Here is a 24,998-nt window from a genome sequence, read left to right on the forward strand (position 1 = left end):
AAGCTTAAGCCAAGTCTCTTATCTCTATCATCGAAACCACAGTTTCAAATAAATAAAAGCTTCAACCTATATCACTACTATTTTTCTAGAGTAAACCTTTTCATTGGTTTTGATGGTTAATACATAAGTGCCTTTTGCTAATTTCGAAACGTCTAAATTCTCGATAACAGTGCCCATTGCCCGCTTACTTTGCTGGTATATTTGCTGGCCTAGCGCATTTGTTAAACTTACTGTTACGGCTTGCTCAGTTGTAATTTCAAATGCTACGGTAAGCTCTTTAGCCACTGGTATAGGGAACACCTGTAGCTTAATTTCGTTATCGTTATTGCTCGAATTTAGAAATGCAATTTCGTTAGATATGGCAGTGCAATTGCCAATTGTTGTCCAAGCTTGGTATTTGCCAGCCTTAGTTGGTTTATAGGTTGGGGCCGTAGCATTTGCTATTTTTTCGCCATTAACATACCAAGCTGTAACTCCAGCTAAATTAGTAACTAGTTCATCTCCATTTCTGCTGATTTGAAAGTTGGTTGCCGGCACTGCTAATCTAGTAGCGCCAACACAGCCCAATGCCTTAACCTTTACATCATAAAAATAATAGTAGAAAGATGCGGGTTGGGTAGCATTGTTACCTGTAATATTAAAAACTTCCAGTGCCGAGCTTAAAGGATAAATGTCGCTAGTTAAGCCATTGTTTCTAAAAATAGTGGCGCCGTCTTCATACACGGTGCGTATGGTATAATTTCCGGCTGCTGGAAACTGAAGGTTCAGTAAATAGACTTGTCCTTGGTCTGTTAAATCGTTAGGCGCTGTGCCTGCCATTGGGGTATTTCTAGTGGCATTTACCTGTAACGTGGTATTAGAAACCTCTACTCCAAAAGCATCTACTACGTAAAATTTAATAGTGCCTGAGTTGCCAATATATAAGCGAGCACTCTCAAGTATAACAGGTGCATTAACCCGTACACTTACGCTACTAGTAGTTTGCAGATACGTACCACTGCCTAGTCTTGCTTCGTATTTATCTTTGGGTCCGAGGGTGCTGGTATATTCATTTAATCCAACATGATAAGTTTGATTGCCCGATGTAGATGGTACATTGATGTTATTGCCGTAAGCAAATGGAAGGGTAGCGGTAGCGCTTTCGTACCAATAGCTAATGCCCTCTCCGCTAGTAGCTAGTTGGTATTGTTTACTGTTGTCGCAAAACAACGCCGAAGCATTAGCAATGTTAGGGGCTAGGCTTACCTGTTCGGTTTTGCTTATTTCATTGTTGGTAAGGATAATGTCTGTACTTAACAAAGTTCGGGCAGCAACTTGATAAGTTTTGCCCGCCGTTGTAGAATAAGATCCGGGCAACATAAATTCCTGCTCTTGCGAAGCCTTAATTTCGCCTGTATAAGTTCCATTTAAGGTAGCAATGGTATTGCCGCCGTCTGTAATGGTAGCACCAACTGGGATGTTCGAAATGCTTTGGGTTCCGTAGTTACGTATCACTACACTTACCGTTTGTTGGGTATTTGCACAGTTAGAAATTGGATCTTTAATTTTGCTAATTCCAACATCGGTGCTGGTGCCTATAAATTTAACCCTATAATCTTGGGTTTCGCCTTTGGCATATATACCACAAGCTTGTACAGCATTAGCATCATTAGCTTCTGTTAGCACCACTCTTAGTAGCGAAAAACTATTGATGTTAACCGTTGCAGGAACTGATAGATTTGCCGTTAATAGCCCATTGCCATTTATTACGTTGCTTGTAGCCACCAATTCATTGTTGTCGTTGAAATCGCCGTCGCCATTCCAATCAATAAAAACTTTTGCTATTTTATTGAAATTTATGCCACAGGTACCTAAAGATAGCGTTAAGGGGTAAGTTTTTGCTTTTTCCAGTTCGATGGTTTGGTTGGTAAAATTGCTGTAGGCAGTGCAGCCAGCAGCTGCCGTATAACTACTGTTGGCGAGGTTAAAACCTGTAATTTTAGAGCCGTTTGAAGAAGAAGGCCCTGAAACACAATATGGGTTTCCACCGATGCCTGTAACCACCACGGCATAAGCTTGCGAACCTCTTTGTAAGGTGCCTTTGTGCGAAATGGTAAAAGTGTAAGTTTTGCCAGGTACGGCATCTGCTATGTAAACTTGTTCCACATTATCCCTAAAATTATCTCCTCTGGTAGCGGCCGAAGCTGGTTGTGTGGGGTTTAATATCCACGGAAAAACGGTGGTACTCCCATCGCTAGCTCTCATGTCTAAATCGTTTACCAACCTTAATGTAGTATTGTTTAGTGCACTGGCCACGGGAATGATGTCTATTTCTGGGTCGGTCCAAGCAATAGTAGCTATGATAGGCCCATCTCCAGAAGCAACAACCGTAAAGGTTTCAGTAGCACCTTGGTTAAGCACTTTTTCGGTTATCGAGCTTTTTGTTCCGTTATTTAAAATCGCTTTTGCAGCATTCTCGGTATTCATTAATCCCCAGCCAAATATATAATCTGGACCTGGGTTGGCGCCTGCTTCGCTTGCAGTGCCTAAGGTAAGTGCTTTTAGGGTAGCGGCTCTCATAAAAGCATTGTTTTTTTGGTTGTACAATTCTTGCAAAAGCACCAACGAACCGCTTACACTGGGCGCTGCCATAGATGTTCCAGATAAGGTGGTGTAGCTTTGGTTGCCTGCAGCATCACTGGTAGAAGTTACGCTTACGCCATCGGCGGCAATATCGGGTTTAATACGGCCATCATCGGTTGGCCCCCAGGCGCTAAATGAAGAAATCACAATATCGCTAGGGTTAACTGTACCATAGGGCAATGGGTTTACTGCGGCAACCGTTAAAATGTTTTTAGCCACAGCATAGGTGCCCAAAATGTCGTAGCCATCATTACTTGAAATGCCTGCTGGGCGGGCTCCTGCATTTACCATGCTGCCACTTGCGTTGTATCGATAGTAGGTAGCGCCAATAGCTGGGCCATTGCTGCTTCTATAGTTTCCGCCAGATTTTACCGGTAAATAATAAGGCGCATTGTAGCAAATCCTGTCCCATTCTTTGGCATCACTATCGTAATAGCCAAATTTATAATCTTCGTTGGCACCTGCTTGGCCTCTAAATTCCCACCTGTTGGCGCTTGTGTTTTCGTACCAGCCTGCTATGGTGCCATAAGAATGGTTAGAGATCAAAAGCGAAGCCGCATTGGTAGACATTTCTGAATTGTCGTTGTTAAAATCGAAAGACAGGAGTTTTGGTAGTCCATAAGCCATTCCCTTGGCATTCGGGTTTTTCCCTTCGGCCATCATAGTGCCCGCCACGTGTGTAGCATGAGTGGAGGAGGCCACAACCCCATCTTTAACTTCTACTCTGTTGGTTTGAAACTCTACATGGCTGGTTAAAACAGCCCCTCCATCCCAAATGGCAACCTTATTGTTAGGGATAGTGCTTCCACTTAAATTTAAGCCGAGCGAGCCACCCGAGTATAATTTATTGGTGTTTATTGTAGCTGCCGATATAGCATTGTTTTCTGTAATTTTATATAAGGGCATCCCAAAATCATCTACCCCATATAATGTAAAAACGCTACCTTTTTTGGTAATGCCAAAAGTTTCCCAACCTTTTTCTGCTGCGAGAGAGAAAGCTCGCAAACGTTTGGTGTTTTCGATAGTACTAAGTTCTATAGCGTTCTGCTTTAGAAAAACCGGATTAGTTTGGTTTTGTTTATTTGCCTGCGCATATAGCTTACCATTGTTTATAGAGTAAAATAGTGTAAAGACAGCTATACAATTTATTATTTTTAGGCGGCTCATTTGATAATCGAAATAAATGATTAAATTAATTACAATATTAGAGATAATTGTATGACTTCTACTAAAAAGATGGCGTTTGTGTGCTTGTTAGCTATTTTAACGGGGTGCGTAACAAAAAAAGAAGCAACGCCCAAAATTAAGCAGGGAGTTTTTGGAACATTGAATTGGATAGAAGGAAATATGATGCCTTCGCCAGATGAGCCAAAAACAACAAGACATAAAGTGGTTGCACGAGAGTTACAGATTTACGAAGTAGTTACATTTAAAGATGTGGAGGGCGAAGCACCTCTATTTACAAAAGTAAAAGGCAGGCTCGTTAAAACGGTCAAATCTACCACAAGCGGCTTTTACGAGTGCGAGCTTCCCGTAGGCGAATACTCTGTGTTTACTGTAGAGCCCGATGGAAAATTGTTTGCAAATAACTTTGATGGAGGTGGTAAGATTAATGCGATAAGTGTGATGCCAGAAAACCAAATTAAACTAGATATACAAATTAATTACAAAGCTGCCTATTAACGTGGGCTCTTCAGTTTTTTTATTGATGTAATATTCTGATTTTTAACGAAGTAAAATCTATTTTTTTATCGAAAAATTTTTTTATCGGTAAAAAAACACCTATAATTGTAACGTCTAGTTGAAAAATGTAAATGAACTCCGTTTACCGAGAAAGATTATAATAAAGCTACAGTGAGATACAATATAGTTAAGATAGTTTATAGAGTTGCTTTTTTAAGCGTTTTGATGATTTCATGTAGTGTTTGTGACGTTTCTGCGCAGGGTACACCGTGTGAACCAGATGAACCCTGTTCTGAAAACCCAGATGACGTTCCTGTTGACGGAGGTGCAAGTGTTTTAATTGCTGCAGGCGTAGCCTATGGCTTAAAGAAAGCTTACGATAAACGCAAACAAAATAAAGAAACAGATGTAGCTTAATGGCTACCCTGCTTTCTCTAGTATTCCTTCTCTTCTTAAGATATACTCGAAAATTCCTTCAATAGGCTTTTGTAGTGTTTTGCCAATTTTAAGGTTGTTCTCCGCAAAAACGGCACGCAATTCGTCTTGGTAGTAATAGCTAATAGAGCCCACAAAATTACATTCTAAAGTTTTATAGTTTTTGTAATCTTTTACATTGGTGTCTATAAACTCCTGAAAACCTTCCTTTAATGTTTTTTGTATAAAAGGGTGCTGTTTATTATGAATCATAAACCTGCTAAAAGTGGCTAAATAAGAGTTAGGAAAAGGTTTTTGGTAAACGTTCTCAACAACAATGTCTTTATTAACTTCAAAAGCAGCTGCAAAAAGATCTCTTAAATCTGCAGGCATGGTTTTATGTAAATACGAGATCAGCATTTTTTTGCCGAAGTAAGTTCCAGAACCTTCATCGCCCAAAATGTAGCCTAAGCCATGGTTGCCGTTAAATACGGTTTCGCCATCGTAGTAAGCGATATTTGAGCCTGTGCCTAAAATGCAGGCCAAGCCTTTTTTATCGCCGCAGGTAGCGTAGGCAGAGCCAATTAAGTCATGATCTACGCTGATAAAGGCGTTCTTGAAAAATGAAGAAAGTCCGTTAGAAACAATTTCGTGTTTATCTGGGTTTAGACAGCCAGCACCAAAAAAATAAACTTCCTTTACTTCATCAGCAATTGTTGCCATTTCCTTGTTTTTAGACAGAATTCTAAAAACATCTTGCGCATTTGCAAAATAAGGGTTAATGCCTTGTGTATTAAATGAAAGTGTTTGTTCTGGGCTGTAGGCCATCCAATCTGTCTTAGATGATCCGCTATCTGCAACTAAAATCATGTTTCTAAGATAATAATTTTTTTTAAAAAGTATAGGTTGAATATTTTTTCTTGTTAGGACGAAATATTTTTCGCCCTTACGGAAGGGTTTATAGTATGCTGTTGGGGCGAAAAATATTTCGCCCGTACAATAAATATTATTGTAGATTAAGCGTGCCGCTAATTTGCTTTAAATAAATCTCTGCCAGTTTTCTTTGATATTTTATTTCTAAATATCTGTTATTGGCATCGATAGCATTTTTTTGTGCTTCTCTTAGTTCTAAAGGGGTAATGTTGCCTAATCTGTATTTTTCTAAGGTTATATCTAAATTTTGATTGGCGATATTGATATTTCCTTGTTCTAATTTAGTTAACTCTATAAAGGTGGTATAATCCTGATAAGCACTTATTAATTGTGCAGATAAATTTTGCTTAGTTTGTTCTACCTGTAAATTCGCAGAGCTGATATTTACCTTTGCATTTCGCTCATTTTGGCGTTGCAAAAAACCATTGAAAATATTAAAGCTAGCTGTTAGCCCATAACTAAAGCCTTTTGCCCTAAATTGAGTATTAAAGCCGGTTGGAGATTCACTTTTATTAAAATCGTAACCACTATTTAAGCTAATTTGAGGGTAGCGATTTCCTTGTACTTGCTTTAAGCTTAGTTCTGCAACTTTTTTATTTAATAAGGCGCTTTGTAAAGCCGGATTTAATTGCTCCATTTGAGCAGCAAGATTGGTGTAGTTAAGCGTTTCTTCTATATCGAAAGTATTGTCTACCGTAAATTTGATATTTACATCTCTTGCTAACAATTGGTTTAAAGTAACCTGATAGTTGTTGAGCAAATTTTTTTGTTGCAAATAGGCCGATGTGTCTGTATTGTAATCTACTTGAGCTGCCAATACATCCAGCTTAGAGCCACGTCCAATTTTTAATTTACTATCAGCTATGCGTAAGCGAAAGGCAGAAATATCAATGGTACTGTCTGCCGCAACAACCAACTGCTGTTGTTTAGCTATGTTGTAATAAGCAGAAAGTACATCGGTTATGGTAGTTAAAATTTGTAAGTCGGCATTTTTTTCGCCTTGTTGGCGTAAAGTTTTCAAGCGTTCGTAGTTGGCGAACATGGTAAAGCCATCAAAAACTGTCCAATCTAAGCCCACGCCATAGCCTAAGTTACTGTTACGGGCGCCGTTTATTCGTCTTTCGGTACCACTGGCTTGGGTTTGTATAGTGTTTTGTCTGCTACCCCCGTATTAAAGGTTGCTGCAGCTATAGGTAAAATACCTGCATTGCCTAAGTTGGCATTGTTTTTTGCTATTTCAACTTCGTTTTTAATTAATTTGATATCGTAATTGTTCTGTAGAGCAATGCTGATAGCCTCTTTTAAAGTTAATTTTTCTTGCCCATTAACCATTGAAATGCTAAAAAAGCATATCGAAAGTGTAGCAAGCAATCCAAATCTATAATGTTTCATTTTCAATTGCGCTATTGGTTTTTAGGTTTTTCTTCATCGGCCAATGCCGCAGCCAAAGATTGTTTTAAATCTGTATTTTCTTTATGCTCTTTAGACCACAACGAGTAAATGGCAGGGATTACAAATAAGGTAAGTATCAGTGAAAACATAGTTCCGCCTATGATTACCGTACCCATGCTCATTCTGCTTTTTGCGGCTGCGCCCAAGGCCATGGCAATAGGCAATGCACCAATGGCAATAGCCAAACTGGTCATCAAAATAGGACGTAACCTAGAAACTGCGGCTTCTCTAATGGCCTCTTGTACCGATTTGCCTTGTTCTTTTAGTTGGTTAGCAAATTCAACAATTAAAATACCATTCTTGGTTACCAAACCGATTAGCATAATAGTGCCAATTTGACTAAAAATATTCCAACTTTGACCGCATAACCAAAGGGATAAAAATGCTCCAGCCACGGCCATTGGTACGGTTAAAATGATAATAATTGGGTCTTTAAAACTTTCGAACTGAGCAGATAAAATTAGATAAACCAATAGCAAAGCTAAGCCAAAGGCAAACATGGTGTTAGAAGAGCTTTCCTTGAAATCTCTAGACTCGCCGCTTAGATCGGTGGTAAAACTTTCGTCTAAAACCTTTGCTGCAATTCTATCCATCGCTTCAATACCATCGCCAATACTTTTGCCTGGTGCCAAACCCGCCGAAACGGTAGCCGAGATAAAGCGGTTGTTACGGTATAATTGCGGTGGACTGCTTTCTTCTTTTGAAGTTACTAAGTTGTCTAATTGAATTAATTGACCCTTATCGTTCCTAACATACACCGAACTTAAATCTAACGGATCTTTTCTGTTGGCAACATCAAACTGGCCAATTACTTGGTATTGTTTGCCATTCATAAAGAAGTAAGAAAAACGCTGTCCGCTTAATCCAAGCTGTAAGGTTTGGGCAATATCAACAATAGAAACGCCAAGGTTTTTTGCCTTATCTCTATCTATGGTTAAGTTAATTTCTGGCTTGTTAAATTTTAAGTTAACATCTGATGTCGTAAAAGTTGGGTCTTGTGAAACCTGTTCCATAAACAACGGAACCTTTTCTCGTAATTTCTCAAAGTTTTGTGCTTGTATGATATAGCTGATCGGCAAACCACCTCTTCTGCCCACCGAGATGGTGGGCTGTTGTGTTACGGTAACTTTGCCCTCGGTGTATTTACGAGTAATTTTTGTTAGTTTTTCTGCTATTTCCTTTTGTGATCTTTCACGATCGCCTGGATCAACCAGGCCCATTCTTACAAAACCAGAGTTGGTGGCACCTGCACCGCCAAAACCTGGAGAGGTAATGGTAATGTTCACATTTTTCTCTGGTATAGAGTCTAAAACCATCTGGTTGATTTTCATTACAAACCTATCTGTAAATGCAAATGAAGAACCTTCTGGTGTGCTTATACTCATGTTAATGGCACTTCTGTCATCGTAGGGAGCAGTTTCTTTAGGTAATACTTTCCAGAAAAGAAAAATCAGTCCTGCACAAAATATAATGATAGGTGCTGCTAACCAACGACGCTTCAAGAACTTTTCTAAGTTAGTTTGGTAGCCCTCGTTCAACTTCACAAAATAGGGTTCGGTTAACCTGTAGAATTTAGAGGGTTTGTGCCCACCTTTTTTCATTAGATACGCATTAAGCATTGGTGTCAAAGTCAGCGATACAAATGCTGAAATTAATACCGCGGCACCAATGGTTACCCCGAATTCCCGGAATAGTCGACCAACAAAACCTTGCAAGAAAATTACTGGTAAAAATACCGCTGCCAGTGTGATAGAAATAGAGATTACGGCAAAGAAAATCTCGTTGGAACCTTTAATAGCGGCTTCGATTGGAGATAAACCTTCTTCTACTTTTTTAAAGATATTTTCGGTTACTACAATACCATCATCAACCACTAAACCTGTGGCCAAAACAATGGCTAACAAGGTAAGTACATTAATAGAAAACCCAAAAATGTACATGATAAAGAAAGTAGCGATTAACGATACCGGAATATCAATTAAAGGCCTAAAGGCAATGCCCCAATCTCTAAAAAAAAGATAGATGATAAGAATTACCAAAACCAGAGAGATCAGGATGGTTTCGGCTACTTCCGTTACCGAACTTTTAATAAACCTAGTGGTGTCTAACGATACTTTCAATTTGATATCCGCAGGCATATCAGCTTGTAGCTTATCAAAACGAGCGTAAAATTCTTTACTGATATCTAAATAATTGGCTCCTGGTTGTGGAATTACGCCAATGGCCACCATCGGTTTACCAGATTCGCGTAACACCGTTTCTTCATTCTCAGAACCAATTTCGGCAACTGCCACATCTTGTAAACGTACTACGCTGGTGCTGTCATTTTTGATGATCAAGTTGTTGAACTGCTCTGCATCAACAAGCTTTCCAAGGGTTTTAACCGTAAGTTCTGTTGATGCGCCAGTTAATTTTCCAGAAGGTAACTCTACGTTTTCCCTATCTAAAGCGGTTACAATATCTTGAGAAGTTAAACCGTAAGAAGCTAATCGGGTAGGGTCTATACGAATACGCATGGCATATTTGCGCTGCCCCTGTATTTGCATGCTACTTACCCCCGGAATGGTCTGTATCCTATCGGCAATTACGTTTTCTGCAAAGTCACTCAAATCGGTTACGCTGCGCTTATCACTTTGTATGGTCATAGAAATAATCGCATCCGAGTTTGCATCGGCTTTGCTTACAATAGGCAAGCCATCTATGTCTTTAGGGAGGTTTCTGGCAGCTTGCGATACTTTATCTCGCACATCGTTGGCGGCAACATCAATATCTTTCCCTAAATTAAACTCAACGGTAATGTTGCTTGTACCTTGGTTACTCGATGAAGTGATATTCCTAATTCCATCAATAGAATTGATAGATTTTTCTAAGGGCTCGGTAATTTGAGATTCGATGATATCTGAATTGGCTCCCGGATAGGAGGTTCGTACCGAAATAATAGAGGGATCGATAGATGGATATTCTCTTACACCCAAAAAATTATAGCCTATTACCCCAAAAAGGATGATAATGAGGTTCATTACAATGGCTAGAACCGGACGTTTAATACTGGTGGTCGATATGCTCATGCCTAGTTGTTAGCTATTTTTACTTTTACTGCTGCATCAGGTTTTAAAGCCATGGCGCCAGTAGTTAACACCGTATCTCCTACATTTAATCCCGAAAGCACCAAAATCTTATCGGCAGTTCTGGTGCCAGTTTCAATAGGCACTTGTTGCGCTTTTCCATTTTTGGTTACATACACCACTTTACCTTTTAATACCGGAATTACGGCTTCGGTTGGAATTAACATTGCATCTTTAATTACACTCAGCGAAAGTTTGATTTTGGCAAAAGATCCTGGCAAAAGCTCGCTGTTGGCATTTGGCGCCAAGGCTTTGATTTGTAGCGTTCTGGTTTGCTCGTTAATGCCCGGCTCTATGGCAAATACTTTTCCTGTGTAAGTTTTGTTATTGCCATCTATATTAAAAGAAATACTGCTATTGGTTTTTAGCTGCGAAACATATTTCTCTGGAATAGCAAAACCAATTTTAACTGGATTGGTACTTAATAAGTTGGCAATTACGGTATTTGGAGTAAGATATTCGCCAACTGAGATGTTGCGTAAACCAATTTTTCCGCTAAATGGCGCAATAATAGTGGTTTTTGCTAATTGTGCTCTAATTAGTTGTACCTGAGATTTTAAAGTTTGCAATTCGGCTTGCGAAGTATCGTACTCTTCTTGGCTAATGGCGCCTTTTTCTAATAATTGCTTTGCCCTGTTTTCGTTACTTGCAGATAGATTTTGTCTGGTAATGGCTTCTTTTAGTTGTGCTTGTATATCACGATCGTTGATTTTAACCAGCACAGTTCCTTTGCTCACGTTACTGCCTTCTTTAAAGTTGATAGCTGTTACCAAGCCAGCTACTTCGCTTCGTAGCGTTACAGCTTCGTTGGCTTCTATGCTGCCCGTAATTTCTAGGTTGTTAGAAAAATCGGAAGTTTTTACCACTACGCCATCTACATTTAAACCAGCGCCACTTTTGTCTTTAGCTCCTTTGCCGCCTCCAGCAGCTCCTCCGCTTTCAATTTTTTTGTTTTCTGATATTCTGTAATATACAAGATAGCCAAGTCCTAATGCCAATACGAGGTAGAAAATATATCTTTTCTTCATGGAGAAATTTGAATAGCTTTTGGTTTAATTATAGGTTTAAACTCGATCTTGAAAAACAACCAAACGAGTACAAACAAAAATATCTATTTGTTTTGCCAATGTAAAGATGTACTAACTATGTTACAGCGCTTAAAATATTAAACACTTAAGAAAGCAGTTTTAAATTTTATTTTTGTGCCTAGCACTTATGAATTTGCCATAAAGAAACAAAGTGCATCAAATTTTGGCTGTAATAGCGATGATTATCGTAACCTTAATGCTGAAATACTTGGTGTTCTGCGTGCCTTTTTGGTGTAAAACAAAATAGTATAAATGAAAAAAATATTAGGAATAGCATTATTGCTAACGTTAACAATGGCAGCTAAATCGCAAGTAAAAATTGGCTTCGAGGTGTCTTTTAAAGAGCCGCAAGCGCATTATGCAGAAGTAGAAATGAACGTGGCCGGTATAGCTGCAAAAGACTATGTAGATTTAAAAATGCCAGTTTGGACACCAGGCTCGTATTTGGTTCGCGAATTTGCAAAAAACGTAGAAGATTTTAGCGCAACAGTAAATGGTAAACCTGCTAAAGTGCAAAAAGTTACCAAAAATACTTGGCGAGTTTTTAATGCTAAAGCAGCGACCATCAAAGTGAATTATAGGGTTTACGCTTTCGAGATTTCGGTGCGTACCGCATTTATAGACGAGTCGCACGCCTTCCTTTCTTCGGCAGGTATTTTTATGTACCCAGCTGGGATGATCAAAAACCCTAGTACGGTTAAAATTGTACCTTTTGGTAATTGGGATCAAGTAAATACAGGCTTGGAGCCAGTTGCCGGGCAAAAATTCACTTACTATGCTTCAGATTTTGATGTGCTTTTCGATAGTCCTATAGAGGTAGGTAACCAAGAAGTCTTTGAATTTACTGCGGCTGGTGTAAAACATATTGTAGCGATGTACGGTGGCGGTAATTACGATAAAGAACGTTTGAAGGTTGATATGGCTAAAATTGTAGAAGAAGGAACAAAGATTTTTGGCGATAACCCGAACAAGCACTATACTTTTATTGTACACAATTACAACAATGGTGGTGGTGGTTTAGAGCATTTAAACTCTACTGTTTTGGGTGCTACCAGAAATGCCTATGGTACCGAAAGAGGCTACAAGAGCTTCCTTTCATTGGTAGCTCATGAGTATTTTCACTTGTGGAATGTGAAAAGATTACGCCCAATTGCTCTGGGGCCATTTGATTACGATAATGAGAACTATACCACTAATCTTTGGACAGCAGAAGGTTTTACTTCGTATTACGAAAATAAATTGCTGATTAGAGCTGGAGCAACCAACCAAACTACGTTTTTAAATGATATCATTGGTGGTTTGGGTACCGTAATTAACACACCGGGTTCAAAGGTGCAGTCGGCTTCTTCTTCAAGTTTTGATGCTTGGATCATTGGTTACCGCCCTAACGAAAACTCTAAAAACAGCGCCATCTCATATTACAGTAAAGGCGAAGTTGTAGGCTTATTAATGGATTTAGAAATAGCCAATGCCACTAAAGGTGCCAAAAGTTTAGATGATGTGATGAAAGCGATGTATGAAGAAGGAAAAGTAAAGAAACGTGGTTACACCGATGCCGAATTTAAAGCTATGGTAGAAAAAATTAGCGGCATCAGTTTTACTAAATTTTGGGAGAAATATATTGATGGCACAGCTGATATTGATTTCGAAAAATTCTTTGCCTACGCAGGTATCGAAGCAACTAAAGAAATCGCTTCGCCCAATAAACCTTACACCGGAGCCTCATTAAAGGTAGATAGAATGGTAACAGTAAGCGGTGTGGCCAGAAACTCGCCGGCTTGGGTACAAGGCTTAAATGTAAACGATGATATTTTAGCCATAGATGGCGTAAGCATTGCCGATGAAATGCGTAGTGTGAGGTTGCCAAACCCAGGGCTAACTTTAGAAGCATTGCCAACTATCGCTAAAAAACAAGTAGGCGATGTAGTAGAAGTAACCGTAAAACGCGACGGTTTAGAAAAAGAAGATTTCGTTAACTTTGAAAGAAAGCCCTAATGTGCGTATCAAAGCGAGCTATAAAGAAGATGCAACACCGCAACAATTAGCGGTAAGAAAAAGATGGATGGGCGTGTAAATGCCATTGCTTGTATAGCAAAAAGGTCCCGATATTTCTTCGGGACCTTTTTTATTTCGCTTTTTTATTTAGAAAGTAAACCTAAAACCAAAGCCAAATCTACCAGCTTCAAATTCTGAGTTATCACCAATCCAAGCAGTTGGTCTCCAGTCAAAACCCATTTGTATAGGTGCACCAGGGATTTTAAAATCTAAACCTGCTTGTGGAATTAGTAAAAAGTTAGTTTGATCATAACCTCTTACGCTAAAGAAATTTAAGCCAGGGCCACCACCAACAAACCATTTTAAACCTGGAGCTCCATTTATAGCGCCGTGGTATTGATAAAATGCTTGTACACGAGTGCTGTTTCCACCAAATAAGATTTCCGCCTGACCAGCACCAGTTGAGTTAAAAAAATGTTTGATAGATGGGCCAACTAAAGTAGCACCATTTCCAAAGTCAAGACCTAAACCTAATGCTGTCTTGTAATTCTGTGCATTTGCGTTAGACAAGTTCATCGTAAACAACGCTGCACCTGCGATAATTGTGAATAGTAATTTTTTCATAATATAAAATTGTTGTTTTCTAATTAAGCAGCACATTACAAACTTTATGCCTTTTACATAATTCGAGCAACAATGGAGTGTATTTATTGTTTTTGTTTTAAATCATGGGTAATTGAAAAAATTATGCTTGCATAGTAATAATTTAATTTAAAAGCCTTAAATTAGGCTGTTGTACAACCTCAAAGGGTTGTTTTTCAATATTTAGCCAATATAAATGCCAATTGTATGTCAACTTCAGTAACAAGAGTTTTCGATCTTCTCAAATATAACCAAGAGAATTTTTCAAAAGACGAATTCATTAGCGGTAAAATAAACGGTGAGTGGCTAAAATATAGTACACAACAGTTTTGTGAAGTAACCGATAATTTAAGTAAAGGCCTTACCACTTTAGGAATTGGTAAAGGCTCTAGGGTAGCAATTATGTCTGCAAATAGGCCAGAGTGGAACATTGGCGACTATGCAATTATGCAACTTGGAGCTTATCAAATTCCGTTATACCCCACTTTGGCAGAGCACGATGTGAAGTTTATTATTGAAGATGCAGGAATTAATGTGGTTTTTGTTGGCGACGAACTGTTGTTCGAAAAAATAAAAAAGGTAGTTGCAGATATCAAGCATGAGGTTAAGATCTACAGTTTCAACAAAGTTGAGGGTGCTAATCATTGGCAAGAACTGGTAGAAATTGGTAAGAAAACAGAGGTAGATTTAGAAAGTTATAGAGAGGCGGTAACTCCAGATGATATACTTACCCTAATTTATACCTCGGGTACCACTGGTACACCAAAAGGAGTAATGCTAACCCACGATAACTTAGTGCAGAATTTCAAAAAATCTGCGGTATTGCTTCCTCCCAATGTAACTCATGCACTGAGCTTTTTGCCATTGTCGCATATTTTCGAGCGAATGATTTCTTATCTATATGCCTATTTGAATATCGCCACTTATTACGCCGAAAGTATGGATACCATTGTAGCGGATATTCAATTTATAAAGCCAAGTGGATTTTCTACGGTCCCTAGGCTGCTAGAAAAAGTCTATGATAAGATAATGGAGAAAGGAAAAACGCTAACCGGTGTTAAAAAGGCAATCTTCTTTTGGTCGTTAAGCTTAGCAGAGCAATATGATACCGATAAAAATTGGTGGTATACTTTTAAGTTGGGCATTGCCAGAAAATTGGTTTTTAAGAAATGGCAGGAAGCTTTAGGTGGGAATATCCAAGTAATTATTTCGGGTGGGGCAGCTTTAAACCCACGATTGGCAAGAGTATTTTGGGCTGCCGGTTTACCCGTTTTTGAGGGCTATGGTTTAACAGAAACCTCGCCGGTAATATCGGTAAACCACTTTGATGCCATTAAATTCGGATCGGTAGGTACACCAATTGAAGGTGTAGAGGTTAAAATTGCGGAAGATGGAGAGATTTTAGTGAAAGGCCATAATGTAATGAAAGGCTACTATAACAAACCCGAATTAACAGATGAGGCAATAGATAACGAGGGCTTTTTCCATACTGGTGATATTGGCGAATTTACAGATGGTTACCTAAAAATTACCGATAGGAAAAAAGAAATGTTTAAAACTGCGGGTGGCAAATACGTGGCTCCGCAGATGATTGAAAATAAAGTGAAAGAAGCACCGCTAATTGAACAGATTATGGTGCTTGGAGAGAACAGAAAGTTTCCATCGGCATTGATAGTGCCAAATTTTGAAGCGTTAAAAGCTTGGTGTAAAATTAAAGGAATTGAATATACTGATCATGATACTTTGATAAATAATAAGGATGTTCAAGAGAAATACCATAAATTGTTAGACGAGGCGAATAAGGAGTTTGGTAAGTGGGAACAGATTAAACAATTTGCTTTGTTGGCAAAAGAATGGAGCATAGATGGTGGCGAATTAACTCCTAAATTAAGTTTAAAACGTAAAGTAATCCTCGAAAAAAATAAAGACACTATAGAAAAAATATATAAAGATGCTGAAAACTATCAACCCGAGGCTAAGTAAAAAACTGAAACACTTTTCATTATTTGCGGCAGCCTTAACATTAAATTTTAATTACGCTAATGCCCAGGTAGAAAAGGAAAAAGATGTAAAAGCTTTTGAGTTTTTATCAAAGGAAAATGCCAAGGGATTTGAAAGAAAAGCACAAGAATTTAAAAATGGTGCGGTAGTATCTGCCCATCCAGAAGCTACGGCAGTAGGTGTAGCAATTTTAAAAAAAGGTGGTAATGCGGTAGATGCAACGGTAGCCGTAAAATTTGCCTTAGCGGTAGTATATCCAAACGCTGGCAACATTGGCGGCGGCGGTTTTTTAATTTATCGCTCTGCTAAAGGCAAAATTGCCTCTATGGATTTTAGAGAAAAAGCACCAGCATTGGCCGGTAGGGATATGTTTTTGGATGTAAACGGTGATCCGATCTCTGAAAAAAGCAAGGAAGGCCATTTAGCAGCGGGTGTACCAGGAAGCGTTGCCGGGATGGTTGAACTGCACAAAAAATATGGCAAACTAAAGTGGGCCGAGTTGGTTGAGCCGGCCTATCAACTGGCCAAGAATGGGTTTAAGCTAACCAAACAGCAGGCTAATGAATTAAATAGACTGAGAAGTAAGTTCCAGCAATTTAATCCGCTGGGTACAGTATTTATTAAAGAAAAAGGAGAATGGGCCACTGGCGATGTATTGGTGCAAACAGAGTTGGCAAATACCATGCGGTTAATTCGCGATAAAGGTAGGGCTGGTTTTTACGAAGGCGAAGTTGCCGAGTTTATTGAGGCCGAAATGAAAAGGGGCGGTGGCTTAATTTCAAAAGAAGATTTAAAAAATTACCACGCTGCGTGGAGAAAGCCCATAGTAGGCGATTATAAAGGATATAAAGTAATTACCATGCCCCCAACTTCTAGTGGTGGTATCGCGTTAGTACAAATGTTGCAGTCAGTATCTGCGTATCCGCTTTCTAAATGGGGTTTCAATGCAGATTCTACTACGCAGGTAATGGTAGAGGCAGAGCGAAGAGTATATGCAGATAGAGCAAAGCATTTAGGCGATCCAGATTTTTGGAAAGTGCCACAAAAAGAACTTTTAGAACCTGCATATAACAAAAATAGAATGGCTAGCCTAAATTGGGATAAGGCTACGCCAAGTGCCGAGATACAAGCGGGCGAATTTGCGATAAAAGAGAGTGAAGAAACTACTCACTTCTCTATAGTAGATCAAGAAGGCAATGCCGTATCGTTAACCACAACTATTAACACCTCTTACGGCAATTATGTGGTAGTAAAGGGGGCAGGCTTCTTATTAAATAACGAAATGGACGATTTTTCGGTAAAGCCAGGAGTAGCCAACTATTTTGGTTTAATTGGTTACGAAGCAAATGCCATTGCCCCAAATAAGCGCATGCTCAGTTCCATGACTCCAACTATTTTAGAAAAAGACGGAAAGCTTGCCATGGTAGTGGGCACGCCTGGCGGTTCTACCATTATGACATCCGTTTTTCAAACGATATTAAACGTAGTAGATTTTGGTATGGATATGCAGCAAGCAGTAAATGCCAAGAAATTTCATCACCAATGGTTGCCAGATAGGGTTGATATTGAACCCAATGCTTTGACACCAGAAATACAGCAGAAATTGGAAGCAAAAGGTTATACTTTTTATAAACGTAACAGTATAGGCAGGGTAGATGCCATTTTGGTAACTAAAACAGGCCTTTACCAAACCGGTGCCGACCCAAGAGGCGACGATACCGCTGGAGGTTGGTAAGCTAAAATTTATTGTGTAGTGTTTAAGCGGGATCAACAACCGTTAATCCCGCTTTTTGTTTAAACATTTTTTTGACAAGCAATTTTCTGAAATCAATTAAGGGTTAGTCCCGCTGTTCATTACAAGTCCGCACTCGTACCTCGCTTGCGGGCTTTCCATTTCCATCGGGTTTAATCTACAAAGGTCTGTGCTAAAATAACACTTGCAGCTGTTTTCGCTCTTCGAAAGGTACATTACTCGCTGTACATGGTTTGCATATCCGAAGCGGTATGGATTTGTAATTAGCGGTTTCCCAAATCTAGTATTTGTGTGCTGGTGTTTTATTGTCAGCCGCTTCAGCAGCCAGTTCACAGAAGGTTTTAAGGTCCATGGCTTACGCTAAATAAGCTATTGTACAAAACCAAACCATTTTCGTACAAAAACGAACCCTATTAATTAGTCATGCGTTTAGATTTGTTTTAACCATTTAAAAAAACCCACTTTGTATGAAAATTAACCAATCAATAGCCATCGCTATTTCCTCAACAGTACCATTTCAAAATTTAAACTTTCTTTTTTATAAGAGAAAAAACTGCTTGTAAAAGGCCAATTTACAAATTGGGATTTTCTGTAGGCATTCGTCAAAATTATAAAAAGATGTGCTACAGTTTGTCCTATAAACTTCAGCTTATGCTAACCTTTTACCAAGATTTTAACCAAATAAATAACCATAAAATTAAATGTATGAGAAACCTTTATCTAAAAATTTTAATCGTATGCCTATTCGCAATAAGCGCTAATGCACAAACTACTTATTATGTAAAAACAGACGGTACTGCCGGGGCCGCAGCCACTAGTTGGAGCAATGCATCTAATAATTTGCAAGAAGTAATTAATGCAGCAACTGCTGGCGATAAAATTTTTGTGGCAAGCGGCAACTTACCTGCCAAGTAGCATTACCAATACCGTAGGTATGGTAAGTAGCAGAGATTATGCTTTTGTGCTTAAAAATGGAGTGAGCGTTTTTGGTGGTTTTACAGGTACAGAGGCTAATGAAAACGAGCGTACAGCGGTTAACCTAACCGTTTTAAGTGGAGATTTAGCGGGTAATGATGTAGCAGAAACTACCGCAAATGCAACAAATTACATGACACTTAATAAAGCAGACAATGCTTACCATGTGGTATTGGCCATTGGTATAACTCATACTACAATTTTTGATGGCTTTACAATAACAAAAGGAGATGCTTCAGCAACTACAGCATCAACCTTAACAATTAATGGAGAAATTATTGATAGAAGACTGGGAGGTGGTATGTATATTCTAAACTCTGGTGCCGATTTCGTGATTTCTAATGTTACCGCAACCATTAATAGAGCCAATTTTGATACAGATGGTGCCGGTGGTGGTTTTTATATCAATACAAGTAGCCCTACAATAAAAGATTGTGTAGTAACAAAAAATTACAGCACCCATGCAACACCTAAATCGGCAGGGGCTAATTATGGCTCTGGTATGTCTATCGTTTTAGCTAGTAGTCCAATAGTAACCAATACCGTTTTCTCAGAAAATTTTGGAGGTTCTGGTGGTGCTGTAGGTATAAATGGTGGTGCAACTAATGATTGCAGTCCGTTATTTACAAATTGTACATTTAGGCTTAATAGGGGTAATACAAGGGCGGGAGCTGTAGATGTAAGATCAAGCACACCTGTGTTTACTGCCTGTCTATTCTCTGAAAATACTGCTATGGGGAATAGCGGAGGAGGCGTTTATAATTATAGCGGTAGACCCTCGTTTTTGAATAATATTTTTCACAAAAATTATGCTTCTACTTCTAATGGAGCAGCCTATGGTTCTCAAAATGGAAACTATGGTGCTGTTTTTCGCAATAACACATTTTTCGATAATAGAAATATTTATGGTAGCACGCTAAATTATAGTGCAGGTATATTCGCTTCGGCAGTAGGCACTAGCTCAGATTATCCTGATAAAAAAACGTATTTATACAATAACCTGTTTTTTGGTAGCGTGGCGCAATACAACAGTAATAAGACCACTATAGATTTTTTTATTATCGATCCTTTATTAATTGGGGCAATAAATCATAATCTCATTCAACAAACTGCGTATACAGAGAACGGTACAAATAATAAAACTAACATGAACCCTCTTTTTATTAATACCACGCTTGGGCACACAAGTTTTTTAGCGCCAGGTAATGCTAGTGCGGCTAAAGATGCTGGTGTAGATAGCGAGAATAGTACCGCACTTGATTTCAACGGGCGAGCTCGTAAAAATGGTACCATCGATATTGGTGCAGTAGAGTATTACACGGTTTTGCCGGTGTCTTTTATCAGCTTTGCGGCAAAAGCAACTACAAATGGGGTGCAACTTAGCTGGAAGGTTGCTTCCGAAATCAATCACAAACAATACATTATTAGCCGCAGCACAGATGGAGAAAACTACAGTTTGGTTACCAAGGTTAAAGGTTCGGAAAGTACAGTAGGACCACAAAGTTACGGTATTACCGATCAATTAGCTGCCCAAGGTACTTACTATTACCAACTACATCAAGAAGATTTAGACGGAACGATAAATTACTTAGCTACACAGGTAGTAAAAACAGGCTTTTCTACTCCTACTGCAAATGTTTATCCTAATCCAGCTAAAGATAAAGTAGCCATTGCACTAAAGCCTGGTGTTTATAGCCATTACAGTTTGGCAGCAATGCATGGAAATGTAGTGTTAAATGGTAAGATTAGCAATAAAGACGAGCTTATTAACCTTAATTTATCCAACCTGTCTTCTGGCATATATATTATAAAGTTAGATGGAGCAAACGGTAGTACAGCTTTGAGAGTAATAAAAATTTAGCTATTGGATCAATTTCCTTTATCTATACCTCGTAGGTTTTTTAAACTTACGAGGTTTTTTATGATTAAAATTTTCGAAACTTTAAAAGATTAGACATGAAATAAAATGCCCACTTTGTCCGTTTATTTAGGTTTCAATTTTTATAAGTGTATAGCAAAGCACACACTTCTTTTGTTTTAATTATTTTGAAATTCAATATAAGTATTTGTAAATCAATGTTTTTTGTGTTTTGTAACAATAATGCTATTTCGTTTGGTACATCTATTGACAATCTGTGAGCATTAAACAGATACTTATTAAAGTAAATATTATGAAACTAAATTTCTTAAAAATTTTCCCAGTTGCATTAGCTGGTCTAATCATTGGAAACAGTGCAGAAGCTCAAGAAGCAATGGGCACAAAACCATCTTTTAAAACTTGGTCTATCGGATTAAATGGTGGTGCGTTAACTGGTGTTTCGCCTCTGGGTGGTCAAAACGACTTCTCAAATTGGAAATCTAGCTTAGGCTATGGTTTGTATATCAAAAAGCAAATTACGCCAGGTTTTGCATTACGTTTAGATGGAGTTAGAGGCAAAGTAAAGGGAGATAACAGCGAGCCATTTAATGACGGAACCGTAATGGCTAGTCCAGTTGCATCTTATGAAACCGATTTGAGATATTCGGCTAGCTTAAGTGCGCAAGTAAACATGGTAAACTGGAGCATGTTTAGCCAAAGTAACAATGCACAATTGTACGCTTTAGCTGGAGGTGGTTTGGTAAACTACAAAACAACCGTGGTACCTACAGGATCTACTACTGAAATAACTGGTGATGCCGTTAATAAATTTGTGGTACCAGTAGGTGTTGGTGCAAAATTCCGTTTATCAGAAGGTGTTAACTTTGATTTAGGTTGGACAATTAACTTTGTTGATGGCGACGAGTTTGATGGCTATACAGCAAGAGGTAACAACGATAAATACAACTATGCTTATGCTGGTTTAGAGTTTGCTTTAGGTGGTGGAAAACAATTAGCTTTCTACAGCCCAGTTGCAGCAACTTATCAAGAAGCTTTAGCCGCAAAAAACACTGCTAATGCGTTAAAATCTGATTTAGATGCTCAAAAAGCAGAAAATGCTAAACTACGTACCGAAATGAGCGACCTATTGAAAGATAGCGATGGAGACGGAGTTGCAGACAAATTAGACAAGTGCCCTAACACACCTGCTGGTACAGTGGTAGATGGTTCTGGTTGTCCTTTAAAAGTGCCTGCACCACAAGTTACAGAAAGAGTAATTGTTACCGAGGCAGATCGTAAAGTAGTTAAAGATGCGATTTCTAACTTAGAGTTCGATTTGGGTAAAGCAACTATCCGTTCTAAATCTTACGAAACCTTAAACAGAGTAGCTGCTTTATTGGTAGAGAAAAACTTTAGCTTAAAACTAGCTGGTCACACAGATATCACCGGTTCTAGAGAGTTGAACTTACGTTTATCTAAAGAAAGAGCAGAGTCTGTAAAAGCTTACTTGGTTTCTCAAGGTGCTAACGCTTCTAGAATTGAAGCAACAGGTTATGGCCCAGACCAACCAATTGCATCTAACAAAACGGCCGAAGGTCGTCAACAAAACAGAAGGGTAGAGTTTACACTTTACTAAGCTGTACATCATATATGAAAACAGTAACGGCCCCAAATTTTTGGGGCCGTTACTGTTTAATCGCTATTTAACGTGGGTTCGGGATAAGAAAATTATGCTATTTGCTAGCGATAGCGCTTCAAATCTTCGTTCAGCTAATTTTCGGTCTCTTATTTTTCGGGCCGCACCAATGAGCCAAAGCATTTTCTTTGAAAGAAACCTGCGGAGCAAGCATGAAGACAATTAAAAACAAAAGCTACACTGAATAAATAAGCAACCGAGAGTTTATCAGCAAAGCTGATGAGCTCCGTAAACTCCGGTTTTGTTACTTTTTGCGGTCAACCTGCGAAGCAAGCTTGAAGGCAATTAAAAACATAAAGAAATTCTGAAAAAAAGTAAGAGCCCAGTGGCGGCGAGCTAAAAAAATACGTTCAATGCGAATTTCTGAAGAATTATAAATACACTTAACCCGAACTCACGCTATTTACATTCAGTTAACGAAAAATCAAATTTTCCTTTTTCAAAATTGATGGGTTTGTCTTTTACAAAGTAAGATCTGCCTAAGGTAGTTTCGATTACGCCAACTCCCATTTTTAAGTTACTTCCGCTTTTTAAGAAAGCCAAGGGATTGGAAAATTCGTTACCTCCCTCTCCAACTTTAAAACTGTAATCTACATAAAGTGTATCGCCTTTAAATTCTCCTCGTACAATTCCCTCGTTTTTTGGTTTGTGCGCATAGCGGATTACCAAATCTCCTTCTACTTTAGTGCTATCCGTAATTTTAAGCTTTAGCAGCGCACTGTCGCCTTCAAAGGCAGAAGTGTAACATTGTGTAATGGTATCAACAACTTTGGCCTTATCATTTCTCGATTGGTTATTGCCACTTTGGCTACAACTGTATGCTAATGGAAGTGCTAAAAATGCATACGCTAAATGTTTAAGTTTCATGTTCATCGTTTTTATGTTTAATACATTAATATAAATTTTCTCTCTTGTTATGAGAGATAGCATAAGTTACGAATATTAACTTTTGTTTGGTAAACAGATGAAATTGGGAATACTTTTCCATAAAAAAAAGCATCCAAATTTTGGATGCTTTTAGAAGTTATAATAATTGATCTACCAATAAACGGTATAAAGCGCAACAATAATTCCGATAATTAGCAATGCCCCAACGGCAAATTTAGAGTCGGTTCTGAACATTTTGGTATCTACTTCTAAGCCATTTGGCACAATACCTCGTCTGTTTTCGAGTATGCTGATGATGTACATGCCCAATACCGCAAATAAGAATACAAATCCCATTCTATCTAAAAATGGAATTTCGTAGATTAAACTGCCATCTTTTTGTAATACCTGTTTAGAGAAACCCATAGGGTTTAAAAATTCTAAATCTACCCACTTAGGCATTATTTTGAAGATAACCGATAAAGCGAAACCTCCGATTGTAGCAAATAACGCTGCATTGCTGGTTGTTTTTTTCCAAAAGAAACCTAAGATAAACATGGCGAAGATACCGGGAGATACGAAACCTGTGTACTCTTGTATAAACTCAAATCCACCTTTTTTATCGATGCCTAAAAATGGCGCAATTAATACGGCTACCAACATCGAAATTACAATGGTTGCTCGTCCTATCCAAACTTGTTTTTTCTCATCAGCCTCTGGGTTGATTCTTTTTTGTAGATATCTAAAGTGAAAATAGTAGCGATACTATTCGCTTTACCCGCTAATGAAGCTACAACGGCAGCAGTAAGGGCGGCGAAAGAAAGTCCTTTTAAACCAGATGGCAATAAGTTTAACAATACAGGATAAGCCTTATCTTGCACCAGTTCGCCATTTACCATCATTTCTTGTTGGAAATAACCGTTTTGGTAAAGTACATAAGCCGCAATACCTGGAAGTACCACAATAACAGGCATTAATATTTTAAGAAAAGCAGCAAATAAAATTCCTCTACGAGCTGTTTTTAAATCGGCACCTAAAGCTCTTTGCGTGATGTACTGATTACATCCCCAGTAGTTCAAGTTCACAATCCACATACCGCCAAATAATACTGTTAAACCTGGTAAACTGATATAATGTGGGTTGTCTTGTTTCAATATCATGTGGAAATGGCTATCGGCTTGTTGCGTGATGTACTTAAAACCTTCTACTGCGCCTTCAGTACCAAAATGTTTCGCTACCAAGTCAAGTGCTAGGTAAGTGGTTGCTAATCCTCCTAAAATCAAAAAGAAAACCTGTATTACATCTGTAAAACCGATTACTTTCATGCCTCCCAAAGTGATGATTACCGCAAATACCGCTAAAAATATCATGCAAGCGGTTAAACTAATGCCAGATATACTACTAATGGCCAATGCTCCCAAAAACAAGATAGAAGTAAGGTTAACCACTACATACAATAACAGCCAGAAAACGGCCATAATCATAGCTACGGTGCCATTATACCGCTGGTGTAGAAACTGCGGCATGGTGTAGATTTTGTTTTTTAGGTATACTGGAATAAAGAATACAGCTACCACTATTAAAGTTGCTGCGGCCATCCATTCGTAAGTTGCAATGGCAAGCCCCATGGTAAAGCCGTTACCACTCATTCCAATAAACTGCTCGGCAGAAATATTAGAAGCAATTAGCGAAGCCCCAATTGCCCACCACGTTAAGGAGCCTTCGGCAAGGAAATAATCTTTAGAATCTGATACTTTTGATTTTTTCTTGTAATAGATGTAGAAGCCATAAGCTGCAACAATTACAAAATATACAAAGAACACAATATAGTCCTTTATATCTAGCACATTACTGTTCATTTAGTTTTGGTTTATTTGAGGTTAGGTTGTTTGTT

General features: G+C 38.5%; 16 protein-coding genes and 1 pseudogene. 8 read left to right on the forward strand and 9 right to left on the reverse strand.

Annotated features, from left to right (window positions below; translation table 11 throughout):
* Positions 1 to 66: 66 nt before the first annotated feature.
* Positions 67 to 3,789, reverse strand: coding sequence for a S8 family serine peptidase (locus OVA16_RS08115; RefSeq protein WP_267764763.1), 3,723 nt, complete (start codon positions 3,787 to 3,789; stop codon positions 67 to 69).
* A gap of 69 nt (positions 3,790 to 3,858) precedes the next feature.
* On the opposite strand from OVA16_RS08115, the gene OVA16_RS08120 reads away from it, so the two are divergent.
* Positions 3,859 to 4,305, forward strand: a complete 447-nt coding sequence (locus OVA16_RS08120) for a hypothetical protein (RefSeq protein ID WP_267764764.1) — start codon at positions 3,859 to 3,861, stop codon at positions 4,303 to 4,305.
* A gap of 171 nt (positions 4,306 to 4,476) precedes the next feature.
* The gene (locus OVA16_RS08125) at positions 4,477 to 4,722 is read left to right on the forward strand and encodes a PID-CTERM protein-sorting domain-containing protein (protein WP_267764765.1); all 246 of its coding nucleotides are present in this window, start codon (positions 4,477 to 4,479) and stop codon (positions 4,720 to 4,722) included.
* Between the two features lie 3 nt (positions 4,723 to 4,725).
* Here the strand turns inward: OVA16_RS08125 and OVA16_RS08130 are convergent, their stop codons facing one another.
* The 5 genes from OVA16_RS08130 to OVA16_RS08150 form a co-directional block, all read right to left on the reverse strand.
* Entirely contained in the window at positions 4,726 to 5,589 is an 864-nt protein-coding gene (locus OVA16_RS08130) for an N-acetylglucosamine kinase (RefSeq protein WP_267764766.1), read from the reverse strand.
* Positions 5,590 to 5,725: 136 nt separating this feature from the next.
* A complete protein-coding gene (locus tag OVA16_RS08135) occupies positions 5,726 to 6,730 on the reverse strand; it encodes a TolC family protein (protein WP_324288575.1) in 1,005 nt (334 codons plus the stop codon).
* A 32-nt stretch (positions 6,731 to 6,762) separates the two neighbouring features.
* Positions 6,763 to 7,044, reverse strand: a complete 282-nt coding sequence (locus OVA16_RS08140) for a TolC family protein (protein ID WP_267764767.1) — start codon at positions 7,042 to 7,044, stop codon at positions 6,763 to 6,765.
* An 11-nt stretch (positions 7,045 to 7,055) separates the two neighbouring features.
* Positions 7,056 to 10,172, reverse strand: a complete 3,117-nt coding sequence (locus OVA16_RS08145; protein ID WP_267764768.1) for an efflux RND transporter permease subunit — start codon at positions 10,170 to 10,172, stop codon at positions 7,056 to 7,058.
* 2 nt (positions 10,173 to 10,174) lie between these two features.
* Positions 10,175 to 11,257: an efflux RND transporter periplasmic adaptor subunit gene (locus tag OVA16_RS08150; protein WP_267764769.1), complete on the reverse strand. Its 1,083-nt coding sequence runs from the start codon at positions 11,255 to 11,257 to the stop codon at positions 10,175 to 10,177.
* Between the two features lie 312 nt (positions 11,258 to 11,569).
* On the opposite strand from OVA16_RS08150, the gene OVA16_RS08155 reads away from it, so the two are divergent.
* A complete protein-coding gene (locus OVA16_RS08155) occupies positions 11,570 to 13,312 on the forward strand; it encodes a M61 family metallopeptidase (RefSeq protein WP_267764770.1) in 1,743 nt (580 codons plus the stop codon).
* 147 nt (positions 13,313 to 13,459) lie between these two features.
* Here the strand turns inward: OVA16_RS08155 and OVA16_RS08160 are convergent, their stop codons facing one another.
* Positions 13,460 to 13,936, reverse strand: coding sequence for a hypothetical protein (locus OVA16_RS08160; RefSeq protein ID WP_267764771.1), 477 nt, complete (start codon positions 13,934 to 13,936; stop codon positions 13,460 to 13,462).
* 225 nt (positions 13,937 to 14,161) lie between these two features.
* Here OVA16_RS08160 and OVA16_RS08165 point away from each other — a divergent pair, with 225 nt between their 5' ends.
* The 5 genes from OVA16_RS08165 to OVA16_RS08185 all read left to right on the forward strand — a co-directional run bounded on the left by OVA16_RS08165 (position 14,162) and on the right by OVA16_RS08185 (position 22,177).
* On the forward strand, positions 14,162 to 15,937 hold the full coding sequence (locus OVA16_RS08165) for an AMP-dependent synthetase/ligase (protein ID WP_267764772.1): 1,776 nt from the start codon (positions 14,162 to 14,164) through the stop codon (positions 15,935 to 15,937).
* Positions 15,906 to 17,690, forward strand: a complete 1,785-nt coding sequence (gene ggt, locus OVA16_RS08170) for a gamma-glutamyltransferase (RefSeq protein ID WP_267764773.1) — start codon at positions 15,906 to 15,908, stop codon at positions 17,688 to 17,690. The genes OVA16_RS08165 and ggt overlap by 32 nt, the downstream gene beginning before the upstream one ends.
* 723 nt (positions 17,691 to 18,413) lie before the next feature.
* The gene (locus OVA16_RS08175; protein ID WP_267764774.1) at positions 18,414 to 18,623 is read left to right on the forward strand and encodes a hypothetical protein; all 210 of its coding nucleotides are present in this window, start codon (positions 18,414 to 18,416) and stop codon (positions 18,621 to 18,623) included.
* A complete protein-coding gene (locus tag OVA16_RS08180; protein WP_267764775.1) occupies positions 18,592 to 20,544 on the forward strand; it encodes a T9SS type A sorting domain-containing protein in 1,953 nt (650 codons plus the stop codon). The genes OVA16_RS08175 and OVA16_RS08180 overlap by 32 nt, the downstream gene beginning before the upstream one ends.
* A 310-nt stretch (positions 20,545 to 20,854) precedes the next feature.
* Positions 20,855 to 22,177, forward strand: coding sequence for an OmpA family protein (locus tag OVA16_RS08185; protein ID WP_267764776.1), 1,323 nt, complete (start codon positions 20,855 to 20,857; stop codon positions 22,175 to 22,177).
* 459 nt (positions 22,178 to 22,636) lie between these two features.
* Here OVA16_RS08185 and OVA16_RS08190 read toward each other — a convergent pair whose 3' ends face one another.
* Both OVA16_RS08190 and OVA16_RS08195 read right to left on the reverse strand, forming a co-directional pair.
* Positions 22,637 to 23,104, reverse strand: a complete 468-nt coding sequence (locus OVA16_RS08190) for a hypothetical protein (RefSeq protein WP_267764779.1) — start codon at positions 23,102 to 23,104, stop codon at positions 22,637 to 22,639.
* A 171-nt stretch (positions 23,105 to 23,275) separates the two neighbouring features.
* A pseudogene (locus OVA16_RS08195) lies at positions 23,276 to 24,963 on the reverse strand (sodium:solute symporter family transporter).
* Positions 24,964 to 24,998 lie beyond the last annotated feature (35 nt).

The organism is Pedobacter sp. SL55 (genome assembly GCF_026625705.1).
Classification (GTDB): Bacteria; Bacteroidota; Bacteroidia; order Sphingobacteriales; family Sphingobacteriaceae; genus Pedobacter.